At 39.0% G+C, this 21,815-nt stretch carries 19 protein-coding genes; 11 read left to right on the forward strand and 8 right to left on the reverse strand.

The genetic code is table 11. From position 1 onward, the window contains the following. Positions 1-21: 21 nt before the first annotated feature. Positions 22-621, reverse strand: coding sequence for a TetR/AcrR family transcriptional regulator (locus OSO01_RS12560; RefSeq protein WP_147210789.1), 600 nt, complete (start codon positions 619-621; stop codon positions 22-24). 148 nt (positions 622-769) lie between these two features. On the opposite strand from OSO01_RS12560, the gene OSO01_RS12565 reads away from it, so the two are divergent. The 9 genes from OSO01_RS12565 (at position 770) to OSO01_RS12605 (ending at position 12,811) form a co-directional block, all read left to right on the forward strand. Further along, a complete protein-coding gene (locus OSO01_RS12565) occupies positions 770-1,669 on the forward strand; it encodes an ABC transporter ATP-binding protein (protein WP_147210790.1) in 900 nt (299 codons plus the stop codon). Then, positions 1,669-3,261, forward strand: a complete 1,593-nt coding sequence (locus tag OSO01_RS12570; RefSeq protein ID WP_147210791.1) for an ABC transporter permease — start codon at positions 1,669-1,671, stop codon at positions 3,259-3,261. The genes OSO01_RS12565 and OSO01_RS12570 overlap by 1 nt, the downstream gene beginning before the upstream one ends. Before the next feature lie 503 nt (positions 3,262-3,764). Continuing rightward, positions 3,765-5,420, forward strand: coding sequence for an ATP-binding protein (locus OSO01_RS12575; RefSeq protein ID WP_147210900.1), 1,656 nt, complete (start codon positions 3,765-3,767; stop codon positions 5,418-5,420). Next, a complete protein-coding gene (locus OSO01_RS12580; RefSeq protein ID WP_147210792.1) occupies positions 5,413-6,141 on the forward strand; it encodes a response regulator in 729 nt (242 codons plus the stop codon). The genes OSO01_RS12575 and OSO01_RS12580 overlap by 8 nt, the downstream gene beginning before the upstream one ends. 158 nt (positions 6,142-6,299) lie before the next feature. Beyond that, positions 6,300-7,637, forward strand: coding sequence for a CitMHS family transporter (locus tag OSO01_RS12585; RefSeq protein WP_147210793.1), 1,338 nt, complete (start codon positions 6,300-6,302; stop codon positions 7,635-7,637). Between the two features lie 373 nt (positions 7,638-8,010). Beyond that, positions 8,011-9,690: a dihydroxy-acid dehydratase gene (gene ilvD, locus OSO01_RS12590; RefSeq protein ID WP_371863299.1), complete on the forward strand. Its 1,680-nt coding sequence runs from the start codon at positions 8,011-8,013 to the stop codon at positions 9,688-9,690. A gap of 133 nt (positions 9,691-9,823) precedes the next feature. Beyond that, positions 9,824-10,072: a hypothetical protein gene (locus OSO01_RS12595; protein ID WP_147210794.1), complete on the forward strand. Its 249-nt coding sequence runs from the start codon at positions 9,824-9,826 to the stop codon at positions 10,070-10,072. A gap of 384 nt (positions 10,073-10,456) precedes the next feature. After that, complete coding sequence (locus OSO01_RS12600; RefSeq protein WP_147210795.1) at positions 10,457-11,386, forward strand: prenyltransferase; 930 nt, start codon at positions 10,457-10,459, stop codon at positions 11,384-11,386. Between the two features lie 213 nt (positions 11,387-11,599). Next, a complete protein-coding gene (locus OSO01_RS12605; protein WP_147210796.1) occupies positions 11,600-12,811 on the forward strand; it encodes an MFS transporter in 1,212 nt (403 codons plus the stop codon). 124 nt (positions 12,812-12,935) lie between these two features. Here OSO01_RS12605 and OSO01_RS12610 read toward each other — a convergent pair whose 3' ends face one another. From OSO01_RS12610 to OSO01_RS12625, 4 genes are all read right to left on the reverse strand, one after another. Then, entirely contained in the window at positions 12,936-14,597 is a 1,662-nt protein-coding gene (locus tag OSO01_RS12610; protein ID WP_147210797.1) for an SLC13 family permease, read from the reverse strand. Positions 14,598-14,892: 295 nt separating this feature from the next. Further along, positions 14,893-15,678 (reverse strand): hypothetical protein, encoded by a 786-nt coding sequence (locus OSO01_RS12615; RefSeq protein ID WP_147210798.1) that lies wholly within the window; start codon positions 15,676-15,678, stop codon positions 14,893-14,895. Next, on the reverse strand, positions 15,678-16,595 hold the full coding sequence (locus OSO01_RS12620) for an ATP-binding cassette domain-containing protein (RefSeq protein ID WP_147210799.1): 918 nt from the start codon (positions 16,593-16,595) through the stop codon (positions 15,678-15,680). Before OSO01_RS12620 ends, OSO01_RS12615 begins: the two co-directional genes overlap by 1 nt. Then, complete coding sequence (locus OSO01_RS12625; protein WP_198048592.1) at positions 16,592-17,044, reverse strand: helix-turn-helix transcriptional regulator; 453 nt, start codon at positions 17,042-17,044, stop codon at positions 16,592-16,594. The genes OSO01_RS12620 and OSO01_RS12625 overlap by 4 nt, the downstream gene beginning before the upstream one ends. A gap of 147 nt (positions 17,045-17,191) precedes the next feature. Here OSO01_RS12625 and OSO01_RS12630 point away from each other — a divergent pair, with 147 nt between their 5' ends. Together OSO01_RS12630 and OSO01_RS12635 are read left to right on the forward strand one after the other, a co-directional pair. After that, the gene (locus tag OSO01_RS12630) at positions 17,192-18,043 is read left to right on the forward strand and encodes a MerR family transcriptional regulator (protein WP_147210801.1); all 852 of its coding nucleotides are present in this window, start codon (positions 17,192-17,194) and stop codon (positions 18,041-18,043) included. Continuing rightward, positions 18,044-19,777: an ABC transporter ATP-binding protein gene (locus OSO01_RS12635; RefSeq protein WP_147210802.1), complete on the forward strand. Its 1,734-nt coding sequence runs from the start codon at positions 18,044-18,046 to the stop codon at positions 19,775-19,777. Positions 19,778-19,828: 51 nt separating this feature from the next. Here OSO01_RS12635 and OSO01_RS12640 read toward each other — a convergent pair whose 3' ends face one another. Genes OSO01_RS12640 through OSO01_RS12650 form a run of 3 tightly spaced genes read right to left on the reverse strand, consistent with a single transcriptional unit; the run spans position 19,829 to position 21,788 of the window. Then, a complete protein-coding gene (locus OSO01_RS12640; protein WP_147210803.1) occupies positions 19,829-20,536 on the reverse strand; it encodes a hypothetical protein in 708 nt (235 codons plus the stop codon). Further along, on the reverse strand, positions 20,533-21,414 hold the full coding sequence (locus OSO01_RS12645) for an ATP-binding cassette domain-containing protein (RefSeq protein WP_147210804.1): 882 nt from the start codon (positions 21,412-21,414) through the stop codon (positions 20,533-20,535). The genes OSO01_RS12640 and OSO01_RS12645 overlap by 4 nt, the downstream gene beginning before the upstream one ends. Continuing rightward, positions 21,411-21,788: a GntR family transcriptional regulator gene (locus OSO01_RS12650; protein WP_147210805.1), complete on the reverse strand. Its 378-nt coding sequence runs from the start codon at positions 21,786-21,788 to the stop codon at positions 21,411-21,413. The genes OSO01_RS12645 and OSO01_RS12650 overlap by 4 nt, the downstream gene beginning before the upstream one ends. Positions 21,789-21,815: the final 27 nt, after the last annotated feature.

Here is a 21,815-nt window from a genome sequence, read left to right on the forward strand (position 1 = left end):
GGCTGTCAGATGAAAAATCTTTCAGTCAGGTTTTTTAATTTCTCCACTGCCTGCAATACCATAGAAGAACAGCTTCATTAATTCTTCCGTTAATGGAACAAGCTGTTCGATAGCGTCACCTTTTTGCAAATAATCGGTAAACATTTGCAAATAGACGAAGATAGCGGTATCGCTGATAGCAGGATCAATGAAGCCTTCATCTCTGCCTTGCTGAACGAGCTGCATCATTGCAGGCAGTGCTTTTTCTTGATAAAGGTGCTCAATAAAATTGCCAGGTATTTTGTATTGGTCCATCATATAGTTGGAAAATTCCTCGTGTAAATCATTTACAGTTTGTGCCTCAGAAAATATAAACTGCTTCATCTTCTCTTCGTATGATATCGGCTCTTCAATCAGTTTATGGTATTTTTCCCATGTTTGATTCACAAAGTAAATAAGTGCTTCATACAATAACTTTTCTTTGCTCTCAAAATAATTATAAATAGTTACCTGTGAAACATTTGCTTCCTTCGCTATCTTTGAGATGGAAACCTTTTTGATACCCTTTTTTTGAAAAAGTGCTGCACTTGTATTTAAAATTTTTTCTTTTTTAACCAATGTTCTTCTTTCAAAACCGTCCATAGCTTGCCACCTCCATTTTTATCATATCATATTTGGAAATGAAATATAAACATAAAAATATTTCAAAATTTATTGACCTAAGATGATTTTATCTATATTATGAAATATATAATGTGTAATATTTCAAAACTTTCGGGGAGGGTTTCTTATGACTGTGCTTCAGCTGGATAGGGTAACGAAAAAATTTGGTGATTTTCAAGCGCTGGATCAAGTGTCGATGGAATTAAATAAAGGGGAAATTTACGGATTTATTGGACCAAATGGAGCGGGAAAGTCAACAACGATACGTATTTTATTGGGAATGTTAAAGGCAACAGACGGACGTGCAACCATATTTGGAAAGGATGCCTGGAAGGATGCTGCAGAGATTCATAAGCGCTGTGCTTATGTTCCAGGAGATGTTTATGTATGGCCAAATTTAACGGGCGGTGAAGTAATTGATGTTTTATTGAAAATGAATGGCAGTTATTCGGAAAAGAAGCGCGATGAATGGGTGGAACGATTTCAGTTCGATCCGACTAAGAAAGCAAGATCTTACTCAAAAGGAAACCGGCAAAAGATTGCTTTGATTGCTGCATTTGCTTCAGAAGCTGATTTATTTATTTTGGATGAGCCGACATCAGGCCTTGATCCACTAATGGAGCATACCTTTCAGCAGGGACTAAGGGAAGTGAAAGAAGCAGGAAAGACGGTTCTTTTATCAAGTCATATTTTATCGGAGGTCGAGAAGCTTTGTGATCGTGTTGCGATTATTCGTAAAGGGAAAATCATTGAAAGAGGTACACTGAATGATTTGCGTCATTTAACAAGGATGCAGATGCAGGTGGAAACCAGAGAATCTCCAGAAGGTTTAGCAAAGCTTTCCGGCGTGCATCAGCTGGAAGAAGAAAGAGGCCAATTTACTTTTCAGGCAGATACAGACCATATGGAAGAGATTATCGACTATTTAAACAAATATGGTGTGCGGAAAATGGAGAGTACACCGCCAACATTAGAAGATTTATTTATGCGTCATTATGAGGAAAGAAGCAGTGAGGAGAATGCTTAATGAGAAAGCAAATCAAAGGAACTAGAATTCTTTTTCCTATTTTACTTCGACAGCATCGGCTTCGATTGCTTCTGTGGCTGGCAGGTCTTGTTTTGGTGACTTGTTTCGTAGCTTATGCTTATCCAGAAATGTATCCGGATCAGGCGTCCAGAGAAGCGTATTCTATCACCATGGAAAACCCGGCAATGATTGCGATGCTTGGAATAGGGTATGAGCATTATCAGGAAATCGGCAGCCTGTTTGCACTGGAGATGCTGTTGTTCTCTGCGATTGCAGTGGCTGTTATGAATATTTTACTCATGTCTAAGCTGACAAGAGATGATGAGGAGAATGGCATCTTAGAGCTTGTCCAATCAAGATCTGTCGGGCGTTTAAGTTATTTGACGGCTTCCTTTATGGTTATGCTGTCTGTGAATATTTTATTTGTTATTCTGCTTGCGGCAGCAATGGGGTCTATGCAAATAGAAGGGTTTGGATTTACAGGAGTTGTTCTTTATAGTGGTCTTTTGGGCAGCTTTGGACTGCTGTTTGGCACCATGACCGCATTTTTTGCTCATTTCGTTACCTCCTCAAGGGGAACGAGTGTATTAAGCTTTGCTGCGTTATTTTTCTTCTATCTTTTACGTGCTGTCGGGGATGTGAATGTGGTGTTTTTATCTTGGATCAGTCCGCTTGGCTGGCTGTCAAGAGCATACGTTTTTGTTGAAAATAATGTATTTCCAATTGGTTTATTGCTAGTAAGCAGTCTTGGACTTGGAACCTTGGCATTTATCCTTCAGTCAAAACGTGATATTGGAGATGGATTATTACCTGAACGGGCAGGCTCTGTCCATGCTTCTGCCTTTTTGAAAACAAAGGTCGGACTGGTCATGCGTTTACAAAAAACAATGATTTTCATGTGGACGATTGGCATTTTGCTGCTTAATATTGTTTTTGCACTTATATTAGGTGATTTAGAAGCCTTCTTTTTAGAAAATGAAGCAATGCAGGCCTTTTTAACGGGGGAAGGCAGTGTAATGGAGCAGTTTATTATTTTATTGATGGGCATTATGGCATTATTTATCACGGCGCCGGTCATCATCAGTTTTTTGAGGCTGCGCGGAGAAGAGAAAGCCAATCGGACAGAGCTTGTATTCAGCAGGGCAGTATCACGGATGCAGCTGCTGAAGGCTTATCTCATACCATCTATCCTGATTGCAGTTCTGCTGCCAATATTGCAGGCGGTGGCATTATGGAGCGCGGGAGCGGCAGTCAGTGAGGATATGATGTCATTTTCAGATGTACTGGGGGCTTCTATGGTTTATATCCCTGCTCTTTTACTTGTATTGGGGATGGCTGTTTTATTCATCGGCTGGCTGCCGAGAGCTGCTTCACTTGTATGGCTATTTCTTGTCTACGGATTTATCGTAATCTATTTAGGAGATATTTTAGAGCTTCCGGATTGGGTACGAAGTCTATCAATCTATGAACATGTTCCGGTTTATCCAAGCGAGGAGCTATCTTATGCAGCATTACTGATTCTATGCGGAATAAGTGTATTCTTGTTATTTATTGGCGCAATGGGATATAAGCGGCGTGATATAGAAGGGTAACAGATGGAGAAAAATAACGTGACTGCAAAAATTTTAAACAAGGGATTTAACCTTTTGTTTGTAAGGAAGGATAGTATATAATTATAAACTAATTGAAAGTAATCTCTTTAACTAGTTTGTTGTAAGAGGTTACTTTTTATGTTCGTAATAATTAGCGTAGAGAGAAGTAGATCAGTATGCATCCGAATGGTGCATATTGTCACAAAAGTGAAAACAAATACCAATACCATGGCATATCTTCCCCGCCAGATTAGAAAAAGGCCTGGGACACTTTATGGAAGGAAATAGAGATAAAAATGTAAATGGATTTACGATCAATGGTTAGACAAATGCAGCTGGGATTATACAATGATAGTATATTCATAGAAAAGTGACATATTTATCTCTTTCCCTTTATAATAGAATCGTATAAAGATTGAAAAAACTTGAAACAGAAGGATTTGGATAAAGCTGTCGATACACAAGCTTTCTTACAAGTTTTACATAACGAGGAGATTAATAATATGTTTCAATCGTATAAGCCAAATAAAAAGGGGAATTTTGAACCTGAATCAACATGGAGTTTAAAAAGCAAGATGATTCTCCTGATCACCTTGCTGATATTGGGTATTTTTATTCTTTTTACTTGGTTTCTCCATTCATTTATTTCTAACACCATTGAAGACCAGGTTGGGAAACGTGCACTAAGTGTTGCCAAAAGTGTTGCCAATATCCCAGAAATAAGATCAGCTTTCGAGTTAAAAGACCCTGCTTCGGTCATTCAGGAAACGGTAGCTCCTATATTGGAAGAAACTGGTGCGGAATTTATTGTTGTAGGCAACCAGGAGGGAATTCGCTATTCCCATCCAAACTCAGAAAGAATTGGAGAAAAAATGATAGGTGGAGACAATACCCGAGCTTTACAAAATGGAGAAGCTTATATATCTCAGAGCGAGGGGTCACTTGGTTTGTCTATTCGTGGAAAGGTGCCAGTAAGAGATAACGCAGGGAATATTATCGGTGTAGTGTCTGTAGGCTTTCTAAGTGAGGATGTCCAAAGCATTATAGCGAATCAGAGTAAGTCCCTATGGCTTACCATGATAGGAATTATCGTATTAGGAATTGCAGGTGCCATTTTAATTGCGTACCATATAAAAAAGTTATTGTTCAATATGGAACCAAAGGATATTTCTTATTTACTACTGCAAAAGGAAGCAATATTGCAGTCCACGCATGAAGGAATGATAGCAGTTAATCATAATGGAATGATAATCATGATGAACAAAGCAGCAAAACAGATCTTATTTCATGAGGACAAGCAGTTTGATCAATTTTCAGGAAAATCAATAAATCAACTGATTCCCAATACCGGTTTGTCTGAAGTACTGAAAAGCGGGAAGAGCCAGTACGATAAGGAAATGATATTAGGTAACTCTATTGTCATAGTAAATCAAGTACCTGTTTATATGGAAGGGAAAATAGCAGGGGCAGTTTCTACTTTTCGGAAAAAAACAGAAATAGAGCATGTGACGCGGGAACTCCAACAAATTAAACAGTATGCAAATGCCCAACGTGCTCAAACACATGAATTTTCCAATAGTTTATATACCATTCTTGGCTTGCTTCAGTTAGGAGAACACAAAGAAGCTATCGATTTTATTAAAAAGAAAAGAAATATTCAAGAGGAGCAATCGCAAATCTTAACACAACATGCAGCTGATCCAGTTGTTCAAGGACTTTTGCAAGGGAAAATTAATCAGGCGAATGAACTTGGGGTGACCATTTCTATTCACCCGGACAGTCAACTCAATCATACTTACCATGGGAACAAGCAGGAGGCATTAATTACTGGAATTGGGAACATGCTTGAAAATGCGTTAGAATCCGTAAAAGATAATCAGGAGGGGGAGCAGCAAATCAGTCTATTTTTCACTGACATTGGGGATGATATCGTGGTAGAGGTGGATGATTCTGGCCAGGGTGTATCAGAAGAGGCGGCAGTCCATATCTTTGAACAGGGATACTCTACAAAAGGAGAAGAAAATCGAGGAATAGGGTTGGCCTTGACACAAAATATCGTCCAAAAACAAGGCGGTCAAATCATGTTGGAAGAAGGAGAAATGGGCGGTGCCTGTTTTGTAATGATTATACCTAAGAATGGGGGGGATTCGGATGAATGATAGCATACAGGTTCTTATTATCGAAGACGATTTTCGAATTGCTGAAATAAATCGGAGATATGTAGAGAAGGTAGAAGGCTATATGATTCAGGAAGTAGTAAAAACAGGAGAAGAGGCACTTACCTATCTTAAAAATTGCACTTCTCGTCCACAGCTGATTCTGTTAGATATTTACATCCCCGATGTAAAAGGTTTGGAGCTGCTTTGGCAAATACGCCATTTCTATCATGAAATCGACTTAATCCCCATTACTGCAGCTAACGAGACAGTAACCATTCAAGAAGCATTAAGGGGAGGAGCTTTTGATTATATCGTAAAACCTGTCGATGCGGATCGTTTTGCGCAGTCCCTGGAGCGATATAAGGAATACCGGAAAATTTTTTCTGCTAAAGAGACGTTAAGCCAAAGTGAAATTGACGTTTTCACAGGTATTACAAACGCCGGTTATCCATCTTACTCCAGTAGTACAAATATGAATTTGCCTAAAGGAATTGATCCGATTACATTGAATGATATCAGACAACTTTTAGAAGCGGATAAAGAGAACGGGATTACTGCTGTGGAGCTAAGTAAGAAAATTGGAACGAGCAGGTCAACGGCTCGTCGTTACTTAGAATACCTGGTGTCTGCGAAAGAGGTTCATACGACATTAAAATACGGAACTGTCGGTAGACCAGAACGAGAATATATGCATCGTGAAACTTATGAACAAAATGATTAATATGAGAAATAAACAACTTATGAAAAGAAGGTTCCGCCTTCTTTTTTTTCATGCTATTTTATTTATTAATCGAAAAAAATGTTACCGCTTTCAAAACGGAATGGAATTATTAGCAATCACGAGGATTAATAAATAGTATGAAATGAGGGGAAATAGGGATGTTAAGTTTAATAGGATTTGCAACAATACTGGCAATTGTTATTTTATTGATTAGAGGTAAGGTTCAACCGATTATTGCCATGGTATTAATACCAATTTTAGGGGCTTTTCTTGCTGGTTTTGGATTGGGGGAAATTGGAACTTTTTTTAATGAAGGAATTGCTACTGTTATCAATGTTGCTGTTATGTTCATTTTTGCAATTCTTTTCTTCGGTGTAATGTCGGATGCCGGATTGTTTGATCCTTTTATCAATAAAATGGTTGCGCTTTCTCGGGGGAATGTTATTGCTGTAAGTGTAGCGACTGTGTTTATTGCAGCTATTGCACATTTGGATGGTTCTGGAGCGTCGACATTTCTTATTACGATTCCAGCACTGCTTCCGCTGTATAAACGTTTGAACATGAATCCATATTTGCTGCTTCTTTTGGTCGCAGGAAGTGCAGCTATCATGAATATGGTTCCGTGGGCTGGGCCTTTAGGACGTACTGCATCTGTTTTAGGTGAGGATGTTACACAATTATGGTACCCTCTCATTCCAATCCAAATCATTGGGATGGTATTGATGATCGGTATAGCGATATTTCTTGGATTTAAAGAAAAAAAGAAAATTGAACAACGCTACGGAAAACTGCAGGGTGCTGCTGCATTGGAGAATACAGCTAAAGATATAGATGGTGAAAGCAATTCTGGAGAGAAAGATTTCTCCAATAAAAATCAATATGCGCGTCCAAAATTACTTTGGGTAAATGCAATTATTGCAATAGGTGTTATAGTACTGTTAGTATCAGGAATCATTCCAGCTGGTCTTGCATTTATGATTGGGCTTAGTTTTGCACTGCCGATCAACTATCCGAAAATGAAAGACCAATCAGAAAGAATTAAAGCTCATGCATCAAGTGCATTGACGATGGCAACTATCATTTTGGCAGCTGGAACATTTTTAGGAATTTTAACAGGAACAGGGATGCTGGATGCAATAGCAGAAGATGGTGTGACAATCATGCCTGAAGCCGTTGGGCCATATTTACATCTTATTATTGGTTTCTTAGGAGTACCTCTTGACTTACTAACAAGTACAGACGCATATTACTTTGGATTGCTGCCTGTTGTGGAACAGATTGCTTCAGGTTTTGGCGTAGAGTCAGTATCTACTGCATATGCAATGGTTATTGGAAACATCGTAGGGACATTTGTTAGTCCGCTTGCACCAGCAGTTTGGCTGGCGCTTGGTCTATCAGGCTTAGAAATGGGGCGCCATATCAAATATTCTCTTCCTTGGTTATGGGGACTAAGTATTGTATTAGTAATCATTGCAGCATTAATTGGTGTTATTTAAGAAGGTTTTGTACGGCGCTGAGTATTGCTTGGCCTTCTCTCAATATGTGTAAAAGGAACAGTTGTTATTGTTTGCGACTGTTCCTTTTGTCGTTTTGTAGTACTTATTGTCGAAATATCTTAGGATTTTTCTCTAAATTTGTAATTTAGTATATAAATTTTTGAGTATAAGTAGTAAAATAATAAAATTAGAATGTTTTTTTATAATAAAATCATTTATAAAATTCTAATTCGAAATAGACTGAAAAATAAATCTGTTTTGAAGGTTTTTTAGATGAAATGCGTGTCTGATGCATTCCAGAACAAGCAGCACAGAGGTTTCTTCCTCTAAATGTTACACTTTTAGTAAAAATCTTAGAAAGAAGGTATTGAAATTGGCAGAACTACGCAGCGATATGATTAAAAAGGGTGTTGATCGTGCACCGCATCGAAGCCTGCTACATGCTGCAGGGGTAAAAACAAAGGATTTGGGGAAACCATTTATTCTGGTGGTCAACTCTTATATAGATATTGTTCCTGGACACATCCACTTACAAGAATTCGGAAAAATTGTAAAAGAAGCAATTCGTGAAGCTGGCGGCATACCGTTTGAGATGAATACAATCGGTGTAGATGATGGTATTGCAATGGGGCATATTGGAATGAGATATTCCCTGCCAAGCCGTGAATTAATTGCCGATTCCGTGGAGACAGTAGCGAATGCGCACTGGTTTGACGGCATGGTTTGTATTCCGAACTGTGACAAAATTACACCGGGAATGCTGATGGGCTCTCTGCGTGTGAATATTCCATCTATTTTTGTCAGCGGCGGTCCAATGAAGGCTGGAACTGATAGTGCCGGCAACCCGCTTTCACTTACTTCTGTTTTTGAAGGCGTAGGAGCTTATCAATCTGGACAAATTGATGAAGCGAGATTACTGGAGTTGGAGCAAAATGCATGTCCGACATGTGGTTCATGCTCTGGGATGTTTACCGCTAACTCAATGAACTGTCTGGCTGAAGGTATTGGCCTGGCGCTCCCTGGAAATGGAACAATTCTTGCTGTTGCTGAAGAACGGAAAGAATTTGTAAGACGCTCTGCAAAACAATTAATGGAATTAATTGAAAAAGATATTAAACCGCGTGATATTGTAACAAAAGAAGCAATTGATAATGCTTTTGCTTTGGATATGGCTATGGGTGGTTCAACAAATACAGTATTGCATACACTTGCTTTAGCCCATGAAGCAGGAGTAGATTATCCGCTTGAACGTATCAATGAAATCGCAAACCGTGTTCCTCATTTAGCAAAAGTTGCACCGGCATCTAATTATCATATTGAAGATGTTGACAGAGCAGGCGGAATCAGTGCGATTATTAATGAATTACTTAAAAAGCCGGGTGCGTTTTATGGAGATAACCTCAGTGTGTCTGCGAAAACAATTCGGGAAAACGTGCAGGACTCGGAAATCCTGGATAAGGATGTTATCCATACGCTGGATAATCCGCATTCTGAACGGGGCGGACTTGCTGTATTGTTTGGAAACTTGGCACCAAATGGCTCTATTGTTAAAGTAGGCGCTATTGATCCAGAGGTTGGCGGGTATTTCAAAGGACCGGCTATCTGCTTTGATTCACAGGAAGAGGCATTAGAAGGAATTGAATCTGGAAAAGTAGAAGAAGGACATGTTGTTGTTATCCGTTATGAAGGACCTAAGGGTGGTCCTGGAATGCCGGAAATGCTTGCTCCGACTTCACAGATTGTAGGACGGGGATTGGGTGCAAAAGTTGGTTTAATCACAGACGGACGTTTCTCTGGTGCATCAAGAGGGATTTCCATTGGACATATTTCTCCAGAAGCTGCAGAAGGCGGTCCAATTGCCTTTGTAGAGGATGGAGATTTAATTGAATTAGATCTTGAAAACCGTGAAATGAATCTGCTCGTTTCTGATGAAGAATTCGAAAAACGCAAAGCAAATTGGAAAGGCTTTGAGCCAAAAGTGAAAAAAGGCTGGCTTGGCCGTTATTCCAAACTTGTAACTTCAGCGAACACTGGCGGAGTTATGGAAATATAAAAGAAAATAGTAATGAAAAAACGTCATAGTATAGTACTGTGGCGTTTTTTCTTCCATATTATATTAACGGCAAGCGTCTAATTTGAATACTATAAATCACGGAACATGATTTGAATCGAGAGGTTGAGGTCAAATGAATGAAAAAAATAATAATGATACTTCGAACCCAGAAGAAATCCAAATTGCTTACAGCTTAAAGCTGGCTTTAGTTGGCGGATTATTAGCTACTTTGGGAGATGCGATAAGCACCTATGCGGGAAGCTTGGCAATTGATGAATACGTACAAGAAGCGAGAGACACAACTGAAAAGGATCGACAATTGGAGGAAAGGCTTGCAGCAATAGAAAGAAAATTAGATTCTTTTCAGAACAAAATGGAATAAACGGAAACGAAACGTTATTCAAAGAACAATAATAAAATGGTTAGAGTTATAAGCTTTTTCTTGTTATAGTTAAAGAAAGGAGTGCAGAAGAGTATCCATGCACATGCTAAACGTTGAATAGACCTAGTGGAAAATATGGACAGCTAAGGTACCCGGCACCTCAAGTATTAGAGTGAATATCTATTATTAGAGGTGTTTTGTATTTTTATGGGTTTTAGATGTTTTATCAGAGGCTGCAATCAGCTACTCGCCCTTTCAAAAATATTTACAGTGAAGAAGAAAATAATGGTTATAATCATAATCTGTATAAAAGATGGGAAAAGCTAGTATGCTAATAAAAAAGAATTCAATGTAAAGGGATTTCTTATAAAAAGGATGATGACAATGCTTCCAGCACAACCAGCTATAACCCGAAAAAATATTATTACGCTATTACGTCTTGTTGCAGTTGTATTTTCCAGTGTGGCAACCATTCTATCGACGGTATTACCGCTTTTATTTTATACGGACTTGTCAGCAGGCACTGTGATGACAATTGCTTCTGTATTATTAATTGGCGCTGTATGTATTCATGGCATGTTGACACATACCCTGAATGATATTGCAGATTATCAATCAGGTACGGATCAACATAGTCCCGGGATTCTTTCGGGAGGCAGCGGTGTATTACAGAATGGTGCAATGTCTGTAGGAATGCTGAAACAATTAGGGACCTGGATGACTCTTTTCTTATTGATAATAGCGGTATTGTTTGCTTTTCTTGGCCTTACAGAATTTGCAGTATTAACCTTGATTGGGATCTGGGGGGCAGTGTCTTATTCATTAAGGCCTTTTCAATTTGCTTACTATCCATTCGCAGGGGAATGGCTCAGTTTATTTCCAACGATGCTGATGCTTGGAATTGCAGCACCTTGGATTTTACTGGAGCAGATTCCCATGTGGGCTTGGCAAAATGGTCTTATTAATGCAATCTGGTGTATGGCTTGGGTGATGGTCCATCATATTCCTGATAGACATGCGGATCGAAAATCAACTCCGCTAAAGCAGACCTCTGTTGTTTGGGCAGAGGATACTTTTGGAATAAGAGGCGCTAAATTACCAGCGATGCTTTATTTTGTTTCTGTCGGATTGCTGCTTTTCTGGACAGCCTTCACGCGCCCCATCGGAGCATTCGGAGCTGGTATTCTCTTAGGCTATGCCATCTACCTTGTTATCAAAATGGATATTGACGATGTTGAAAAAGTAACAAATGATGAGAAAAAGCTGCTTTTTCTTGCTTTTGCGACAGCTATATGGCTGGGGATCTTTGTTTGAAAATAAATTTAAAAGAAAGAGCTTTTACAACAGTTTTCAAAAGCTAGAAGGAGAACTAGCTTTTGAAAGCAGGTTTATTAATTTTGGAAGAGTTCCTTCCCAACATTTCAGAGTCATCCGTTCCCTTGCTGTAACGATATATGATAAACAATTTATTCATATCATAAATACTTATTTTACTAGTATAATGGTGTAAATAGGGAGTGGCATGATATGGAAACAAAAAAATATCATAAAACAGATTTTTATTTTTGGAAAATCACTTTATGCTTAGCGTCTGCTTCTTTTTTCGTGTTTGCGAGCCTTTATGTCGTTCAGCCGTTATTGCCTGTGTTTGTCAGGGATTTTGATATATCGGTATCAGAAGCTACTTTAACGTTATCTATAAATATTGTCGGTTTAATTATCGGCTTAATTGTTCTTGGATTTTTTTCGGATCGAATTGGCAGAGTTCCCTTTATCAAATATTCGTTACTGGCTTCGGTTATCCCGTTTCTGTTAATTCCAATGACAGACTCCTTTTATTTTTTTATTCTGATGCGATTTTTGCAAGGATTTGCACTGGCAGGATTACCGGCAGCCTCACTTGCTTATATTAATGAAGAAATCGACCGCTCGAGTATTGGAATTGCCACTGCTTTATACATAGCCAGTAATGCTTTTGGCGGCATGGTTGGAAGAGTGCTGGCAGGCTACTTAGCTGATGATTTTGCCTGGCAGACGATATTCTATATTTTCGCCGGGATAGGAGTAGTTATCGTTGCGATTGTAATGATATTTTTGCCAAAGTCTCGTTTTTTTGAAGCGAGTCATCTGCCGTTTCGGAAGGATATAGAGGGTATGGCCTTTCATGTGAAAAATCCAGCAATGCTTTTAATTTTCGGTATGGGAATTATTTTTCAGCTTTCGTTTACATCGGTTTGGACTTATTTACCTTTCCATCTGGAAGGAGAGCCGTTTTTCCTTTCCGCCAAAGCTATTTCATATACATTTTTGGCGTATGGCTTTGGGGTAGTTGGAGCTCCTGTGGCCGGATGGATAGCAGGAATCTTAGGTCTAAACGTTGTCCGGATAGCAGGAATAATTATTCTATCTGCCGGCATCATTATGACGATGATACTTTCTTTACCCTGGATTATCGTCGGTTTATGTATTACCTGCCTCGGCTTTTTTACAGCACATTCTTTGACAGCAACCTTTGTGACCGAGCAGGCAGCACATCATAAAGGAAGCGCATCCAGTCTGTATTTAGTATCCTATTATATTGGTGTTACATTTGGAAGTACTGCTGTGGGTCCTATTTGGGACAAAGCAGGATGGGACGCAGTTGTCTGGATAGCAGGTATATTGCCAATAGGTTATTTAATATTTGTAACGATTATACAAAAGGGAGCAGGAAGGTCATCTTCAGGTTCTGATGGATAAATAAAAATAGATTAGCATACTACTGAAGCCTGAACATAGAAAATGCTAACCCGAAAAACCCGGACAATCAATTTATCCGGACTTTTCTTATGATGCTGATAGTATTTCCTCTGGCTAAAAACGATTATTTAAAACTCTCAGGGTAGCTCCCTAAATCAATACCTAAGAATAAAGGTACTAATACATAGACAGTGAAAGTAACTAAAACAATACCGACTAGATTTAGAACGAATCCGGCCTTTGCCATATCCGGAATCCGAAGATAACCTGATCCGAAAACAACAGCATTCGGAGGTGTTGCTACCGGAAGCATAAATGCACATGAAGCAGCCAGCCCTGCCGCGATCATTAATACGAATGGGTGCATATCCACCGCGATTGCTAATGCAGCCATTATAGGATACATCATTGTAGCCGTTGCAGTATTGGACGTAATCTCAGTTAAGAAGATAACCAGAGTAACTACAGCCAGAACAATTATTAATACGTGAACTCCCTGTAATGCAGTTAATTGTGTTCCAATCCATTCAGATAATCCAGAAGTGGTGAAGCCAGCTGCAATAGCAAGTCCACCGCCAAACAGAAGCAGAATCCCCCAGGGCAGTTTTACAGCACTATTCCAGTCAATTAAATAATCTCCTTTTCTATTTTTGGTAGGTATTAAAAATAGAATAAGGGCAGCAGCTATGGCGATAATGGCATCATCAATATAAGGATTAAATTTATTGAGCACGAATGTACGGGAAATCCATGCAACAGCTGCTAAAATAAAAATAATAAATACTGCTTTTTCTTCATAAGAAGCTTTTCCAAGTTTTCTTTTCTCTTCATCTAGAATCTTTTTGCCTCCGGGAAGAGTTTTCATTTTTAATGGAAAAGCAAATTTTGTTAAATAAAACCAGGCTACAAGAATAAATATCCATGCAAAAGGAACACCAAACATCATCCAGGACGCAAAGGATATCTCGACGTTGTATAATTCCTTGACCGTGCCGGCTAAAATAGCATTTGGAGGCGTACCGATAAGTGTAGCCATTCCACCGAGAGAAGCGGCATAAGCAATTCCAAGCATCAATGATTTTCCAAATGCAAAATTCTCTTTCGGCTGCTCTACACCAGATTCCTCTTTAAGAGCATCAGATACTTGATAAATAATAGCTAACCCGATTGGAACCATCATCATGGCGGTTGCCGTATTTGATATCCACATAGACAAAAATCCTGTCGCAACCATAAACCCAAGAACAATACGATCGATATTCGTCCCCATTACAGAGATAATATTAATGGCAATCCTCCGGTGTAAATTCCATTTCTCCATTGCTAATGCCAGTACAAATCCACCCATAAATAAAAAGATAGTATCATTCCCATAAGCGGAGGTGGTAGCTCCAAGATCCAAACCATTGGTTAAAGGAAATAAAATAATAGGCAAAAGTGCTGTAGCCGGGATCGGTATCGCTTCGGTCATCCACCATACAGCAATCCAGATTGTACTTGCTAAAACTGCCTGGCCTTCATTAGACAAGCCTTCAGGAGATATAAATAATAAAGTAATTAAAAATAATAATGGGCCGGCAATAAGACCAGTGCGTTGTATAGGAGTATAAGAACGTTTCTCCTTATCTCCATTGTCATTTCCATTACTATTGTTTCCTCCAGCCCCATCATCCGGCTTATTCCACTTTTTTCGTTCAACCATCTCTCCAGGCTTGATGAAAAATCGAAACATGTCTTTCACCTGGTCATGTTTTTCCCATAGCCAATTCCAAGTAGCAGTTATCATCGTTTTCCTCCTTTTTTAGCATAGAGCACACCAGGCTTGTAAGTGCGCGTTTATACTAGAAATAACAATAGCTGAAAAAAGCTATCAATATTGCTTTTGATAACCTTTGTCCATTGTTATTTATTTTTATTCTTTGATACAAGTATTTATTCGGATAATACACTAATTTTGAAGATATGCAGGAGATCTTTCAGGGGGGGAGATTGAAAAAAAGAAAGAGATGCAGGCCGCGAAATCTTCCTCTTATAGATAGTATCTGTTTTGTGATTGAACTGCCGCTCTGTAGCTGGTGAGATTATTTCACCTCCGCTTTCCGGAAGATAAGTAAACTGGCCAGATAGAAAATGAAAATAAATAATAGGCTGATTATCATGCTTTTTACTATAAATTCACCACTCATACCCAGAGTTAATTGGGATAAATCAATCCCATAAGGAGTATAGGCCATCACAGAATGAACCTTGTCATTCAGGCTTGAGATTGGCCCAAGAATCAGACTGGTCATATACGTGGCAGCGATAACGAAAACTGCTTTTTTAAATAGAAACATATAAAAAACGCTGACCATCAGCTGGCTGAAGAAGATAAGCAATGAAAGCCCGCTGATTAATATGATTTTGCCGAGCAAGCCGGCTGTAGCTCCCTGTTCTGCTGCTCCGGCTAAAATGTTTAAGGTCGGTGTCGGGATAAAACCGCTGAATGCAGTATTTGTAAAAGCAAAAATAACTGTGATAATGATATAGGGCAGATATAACAATGCAATTAAAATAAAAAATGAAATAATCTTGTTTATAATAATTGTGTTTCTGCTGTACCCGCCTGAAACAGCATTTTCAATGATTTTATTTTCAAAATCGGCCGTAAGGCAAATGCCTGCAGCAATACTTCCCAGCAATGCCATCATCTGTGTTTCAGAAAACAGGGATAAGGTGCCGGAAGCAGCTTCTAAGCTGAGACTTCCAGTTGAAACATAATGAGAACTGGCAGCAAAAATAATAGCGCTGAGAATGGATAAAATAAATACTGTCCAGGGTGAAATTGACCTGCTTAATTTAAAGAAATCGGCTTTTAACAGCTGCATCAGCTCACACCTCCTATTAATTGAAGATAATAGCTTTCCAGGGTTTCTTCCTGCGTTGTAAAAGTAGTAACAATAATATCATGATTGATGAGGGCTTTTGATAATTCCTCTTTTTTATTAATAAAGTCATATAGTTTGATACTTTTATCAGGCTGTACAATAAAATTCTCTGTTTGAAGCGATTCTCTCAGTACCTTCTGCAGCTTTTCCGGCTCATTACAATCAATGAGAAGATGTTTATTGATTTGTTCCTCTAATTTGTCATGGCTGAGCGTTTTCAGGATTTTTCCCTCATTAACAATAATAAATTCATCAGCAGTTTGATGAAGCTCTGCTAAATGGTGACTGGATAAAAGAATGGTTATTTGATATTTAGCAGCCAGACTCTTTATTAGCTGTCTAATTTCAGCAATACCGCTCGGATCAAGCCCATTAACAGGTTCATCAAGCATCAGCATTTTCGGATTACCGAGTAAAGTAATAGCAATTCCCAGGCGCTGCCGCATACCTAAGGAGAAATCTTTTGCCTTCTTTTTACCTGTGGCCCCCAGTCCGACGATGTCGAGCACTTTCTGCTCCATATTCTTTTCTTTTATTCCTTTCATCGTTTTGTGGACACGGAGATTATCACGCGCACTCAAATACCCGAGAATACTAGGGTTCTCAATCATACTGCCCATTTGTTTCCGGCCAGCCTGCAATGCTTTTTGATTCGATTGGTTAAATAAATACAGCTCTCCGGAAGTAGGAAAGGATAAGCCGGCAATGATACGCATAAATGTGGTTTTACCGGCTCCGTTTTGACCAATTAGCCCATAAATTTTCCCCTTCTCCAAGGATATTGATACATTATCTAATGCTTGAAAATCATTATAGACTTTGGAAATATTTTTGGCTTCGAGAATATATTCTGTCATTTGTCAGAAACCTTTGTATGATTTAAAATTCCTTGCGTCATCGCCGTGAAAAATTCTACAGGAACTAAGGCAATACCAATACTTTCAGGATTCTCATCACCTAAAACAAGAAACTGATCACCTTCTTGCATATTAATCATATTCACAGCCTTTTCTGGTAATTTTACATAACCATCTTTCTCCAAAGGAGTAGTGTTAAACATATGCTTTCCCTTTGGAGGAATTGGAAAGCCGCTTTCTTTTTGATCATAATGAATTAAATTGTCTAAAGAGACATCAAATAAGGTGGCGAGTGCATCACAATTGATAATATCGGGTAAGGACTCTCCATTTTCCCATTTGGCAATCGATTGGCGGGTGACACCAATTTTTTCTGCTAATTCTTCCTGTGAATAATTATTTTCTCTTCTTAAAAAAGCAAGGTTCCGTGATAAAGTAATTTTGTTCATCTCATGCATCCCTTTCGTTTGGGTATACTTTTATTTTAACGGTTAATGGAAAGGAAACAACCAATGCAGGGTAACCATTTATGTTAACTTTAGTTGCTTATTAAAAATATAAATTTTCCACTTGCGCCTGACGTAACGTGAGGTGGTATGATAAAGCTATCAAGCGGGAAGGGAATTGAAGCAGATATGAAAAAAGAAACATTCTCCATCAGTGAGTTTGCTAAATCAACAGGCGTATCTGTAAGGACATTGCATTATTATGATGAGAAGAATATATTGAAGCCAAAACGGGATGACCATACAGGACACCGTGTTTATGAGCAAGAGGATATGATTCAGCTGCATAAGATTATGACCATGAAATTTTTAGGAATGAGCTTAGATGAAATCAAAGATTACATGCAGGCGAATACTTTTGATTTAAGCTTTATTGATACATTAAGGCTCCAGGAGTCAAAGCTGATTAAGGATAGAGAGCAAATTGATATTGCTTTAGATGCTATCCAGCGTACGGTGTATCTTTTAGAAAATGAAAAAGAAGTTGACCATGCTGTACTTATCAGCTTACTGGCAAGTATGCAAAACGAGAAGAAGCAGGAGGAGCTGGCAAAAGGAATTATTAAGGATGATGTAATGAAGAAGATGTTTCCGCAGACAGCTAAGGAGAAGATGATTTTTGAACAGGGATTGCTGACATTTTATAAACGGGTCAGAGCGCATTTTGGAAAATCTGCAGATGATCCGGAGGTTCAACAGATGCTGGATGATTTTTATCGTCTTATCCTGGAGGTAGTGGGGATGGATTCTTTGAAAGAATTAACAGATATTTTTTCTTTGAATATTGAGGACAAAGAGAATGAAGAACGGATAGAAACATATATTCAAGAAATCGAGCGGCTTGTTCCATCTCCAATTACGGAAGAGGAAGAAGCGTGGCTCGAGCAAATCACAACGGATTATGTGGGCCCTCTATGGGACGAGGAAGAAGGAGAGAATTAAATGGAAGCACCGAAACAATCATCAAGCAATTTTATAAAGCTTTTACTGTCTACAAGGATACCGAAGCTTGTATTAATATTAGGGTTACTAGGAAGTATCCTGACTACTTTGGTAGGACTGACAATCCCGCTTTTAACAAGGGAGCTTGTTGATGGATTTTCCATCGCAGATTTAGATTGGCGGTTTATTGCTATTATTATTGGCGTATTTATTGTGCATGCATTGGTGGATGGTTTATCAGCTTATGCTCTTGCTTATGTCGGACAAAAGGTAGTAGCGAGGCTTCGGGAAATCTTATGGAAAAAGCTGATCCGCCTCCCGGTTCCTTATTTTCAGAAGCAGCCGAGCGGGGAGTCTGTCAGCCGTGTTATTAATGATACAGGAATAGTAAAGGATTTAGTGTCTCAGCATTTCCCACAGTTTATTTCTGGCTTGATTTCCATTATAGGAGCAGTTATTATCCTGCTGTTTATGGATTGGAAAATGACTTTAATTATGTTTATCGCTGTTCCGATTACATTGGCAGTAATGCTGCCGCTGGGAAATCGGATGGCAAAAGTATCTCGCAGTCTGCAGGATCAGACAGCTAATTTTCAAGGAGAGATTCAGCAGACAGTCAGTGAAATTAGATTAATGAAATCTTCTACAGCAGAACAGAAGGAAGAAAAACGGGGCTTGCAGGGAATTTTCAAGCTATTGCAGACAGGCTTGAAAGAGGCAAAGATTTTCGCTGTGATTGCACCATTTATGTATATGATTGTGATGCTTGTTATCGTCATGATTATTGGCTATGGAGGTATCCGGGTAGAGCAGGGGACCATGACAACCGGATCGCTTGTCGCATTTCTCTTGTATCTATTCCAGATTGTCTTTCCTATTACAACATTTGCGATGTTCTTTACCGAATTACAAAAAGCAAAAGGAGCTACCGAGCGTATTTCAGAAATTTTACAGGAAGAAGAGGAAGAGGTATTACCCGGCTCTGAAAAACAGATTGGCGAGCTGTCGCTGCAATTTAAAGAAGTCAGTTTTTCTTATGAAGCAGGTGAGCAGGTACTGAATAAGGTATCATTTTCCGCATCTCCGGGAGAAATGGTGGCATTTGCCGGGCCAAGCGGTGGAGGGAAGACCACTGTATTCGGTTTAATTGAACGCTATTATGAGCCGGATGAAGGAGCAATTCTGCTTGATGGAGAATCGATTCAGGATATTTCTCTTGGCTCCTGGCGTTCCCAGCTCGGATATGTATCACAGGAGAGTTCCATGATGTCCGGAACCATTCGTGATAATTTAACCTACGGGTTGGAAAATGCAGAAAATATAGCTGATGAAAAACTTTGGGCAGTCGCGGAAATGGCCTATGCAGCACAGTTTATACAGGAACTGCCAAATGGAATGGATACACAGGTCGGTGAACGCGGTACAAAGTTGTCAGGCGGACAGCGGCAGCGGATCAATATTGCGAGAGCTTTCCTGCGTAATCCGAAAATTTTATTACTTGATGAAGCAACGGCAAGTCTCGATAGTCAATCGGAACAGGTTGTTCAAAAAGCATTACAGCGACTGATGGAAGGAAGAACAACATTTGTAATTGCCCATCGCTTAGCTACAATTATTGATGCGGATCAGATTATCTTTATTGAAAATGGCGAGGTTACCGGTAAAGGAACACATCAAGCTTTAATTGAATCGCATGAACTGTATCGTTCTTTTGCGGAGCAGCAGTTGAAGTAAAATAAAAAAGTAGAGCATTTCCATTGGGAAATGCTCTACTTTTTTATTAAATCAGATTTTTACCGTCACATCTTTAATCAGCCGATAGTTAACGCCAAAAAGGAGAACAATTAATACAAGGCTTAGTGGTGTGGCAATAAAAGCTGGCAAATTGATAATATTTGTAAAAAAAGAAAAATGTGTGACTTCTATCAGAATACCAGTTATTGCTAACAGAAGAATGCTGCATGCGATGGATAAAAGCCCATACAGCCAGCCTAAACGGTAGAAGGTCAAACCAATCATCCACCCGATTAAAAAGTAAATAAGGTGCATAATGGCAAGTCTGACAAAGGTATAAATAAATGCAGAGAAGCTGCTTGTGAAATCAAGCTCTTGTCCATGAATATTCCAGCCTGCCCAACCAGATATAAATTGGAGAATAAAAGTTAACAGTATCAGGATGACTGTTATTGCTATGGCTATCAGGGCGGATGATATTATCGTGCCAAGAAAAAAATTTTTTCTGGTAGCCCCCTGCTGCATGTAATAATAAAAGAAAGATGATGTTGTCAAAATACCAATAATTAACATGTAAATACCTGAAGATCCGTTTGAAAAGTTTGTCAAGTCTATAAAACTGGAATGCGGACCAGAAGCAAAGGTTACTACGACTATATAAATCACAAACATAAAGGAAAGAAACCATATCGTCCACTTTACTTGTTCCATAAATAAGAGTCTGGCTATTTTTTTTGGTGATAAGATAATGGAACTCATTCATCTTCCTCCTTTGTCAAATGCACAAACAAATCATGGAGAGAGAGGACGCCAATCTCAATTCCGGCTTGATTTGCTGCATTTCTCTGTTGTTCAGAGAGTTCGCCATATACCATGACGGATTTTGTTCCGCCTAGTACCTGACTGTTTAAAATCTCTAAGTCCTTTGAAAAAGCATCTATTTGTTCCAGGGAGCCTGTAAGTGAGAACCCTTTGGAAATCACTTGCTCATTTGTGTCCTGCAATAAAATCTTTCCGTTATGAATCATCAGCACCTCATCGAATAGATAATCTGCTTCGGAAACGAGATGAGTGGAAAAGATAATCGTTCTCGGATGCTCTTCCTGATCATTTAAAATCTCTTTATAAAAAATTTCTCTTGTCGGTGCGTCCATTCCTAAATAAGCTTCATCAAAAATAGTTAAAGGAGCTCTGGATGCTAAACCGATAATAGCCTGAAATGCTGATTTCTTACCTCTGGATAGATGATTCACTTTTTTATTTAAAGGCAGCTTGAATTTCTTAGCCAATTCCAGGGCATATGTTTCGTCAAAATTTGGCCGGAAATAAGCCATTTCTTTTAACATGTCTCCAACTTTATCATAGGTGTACTCCAAATCTTTCTGCTGATCAAAAATAAAGATCGTATCCTGCATGATTCTTGGATTTTCAAAAGGATCTTCTCCATCAATGATAAGACTTCCGCCATCAGCTTTTCGGAAAGCTGACAGCACTGATAATAAGGTTGTTTTCCCGGCGCCGTTTCTTCCTAATAAGCCATGAATTTTTCCGGCCTCCAGCTGAAAACTGATCTGATCAATAGCCGTGAAATCCTTATATCGTACACTGACATCTATTGCTTCAACCGTGAAACTCATGCTTTATCCCCCTTTCTTGCCTTTTTTATCAGATCAATGATTTCGTTCTCTGTAATACGAAGCTTCTCTGCTTCCTGGACTAAACCGATGACATAATCATCCATAAACGCCTGCTTCCGTTTTTGAACGAGTTTTTGCTTTGCTCCTTCTGCGACAAACATACCAACACCTCGCTTCTTATATAGAATGCCTTCATCTACAAGCTGTGTAACGCCTTTGGAGATGGTGGCATGATTAATTTTATAAAATTGAACCAGCTGATTGGTAGAGGGAGCCTGCTCGCCTTCCTTTAACTGATTATTGACAATCTGGTCTTCAATCTGTTCCCGGACTTGAATGAAAATAGGTTTATCACTCCGAAATTGTGTGGACATGGTTCGTATAGCCTCCTTTCTGATATG

It is taken from the genome of Oceanobacillus sojae (assembly GCF_007991515.1).
GTDB classification, from domain to species: domain Bacteria; phylum Bacillota; class Bacilli; order Bacillales; family Amphibacillaceae; genus Oceanobacillus; species Oceanobacillus sojae.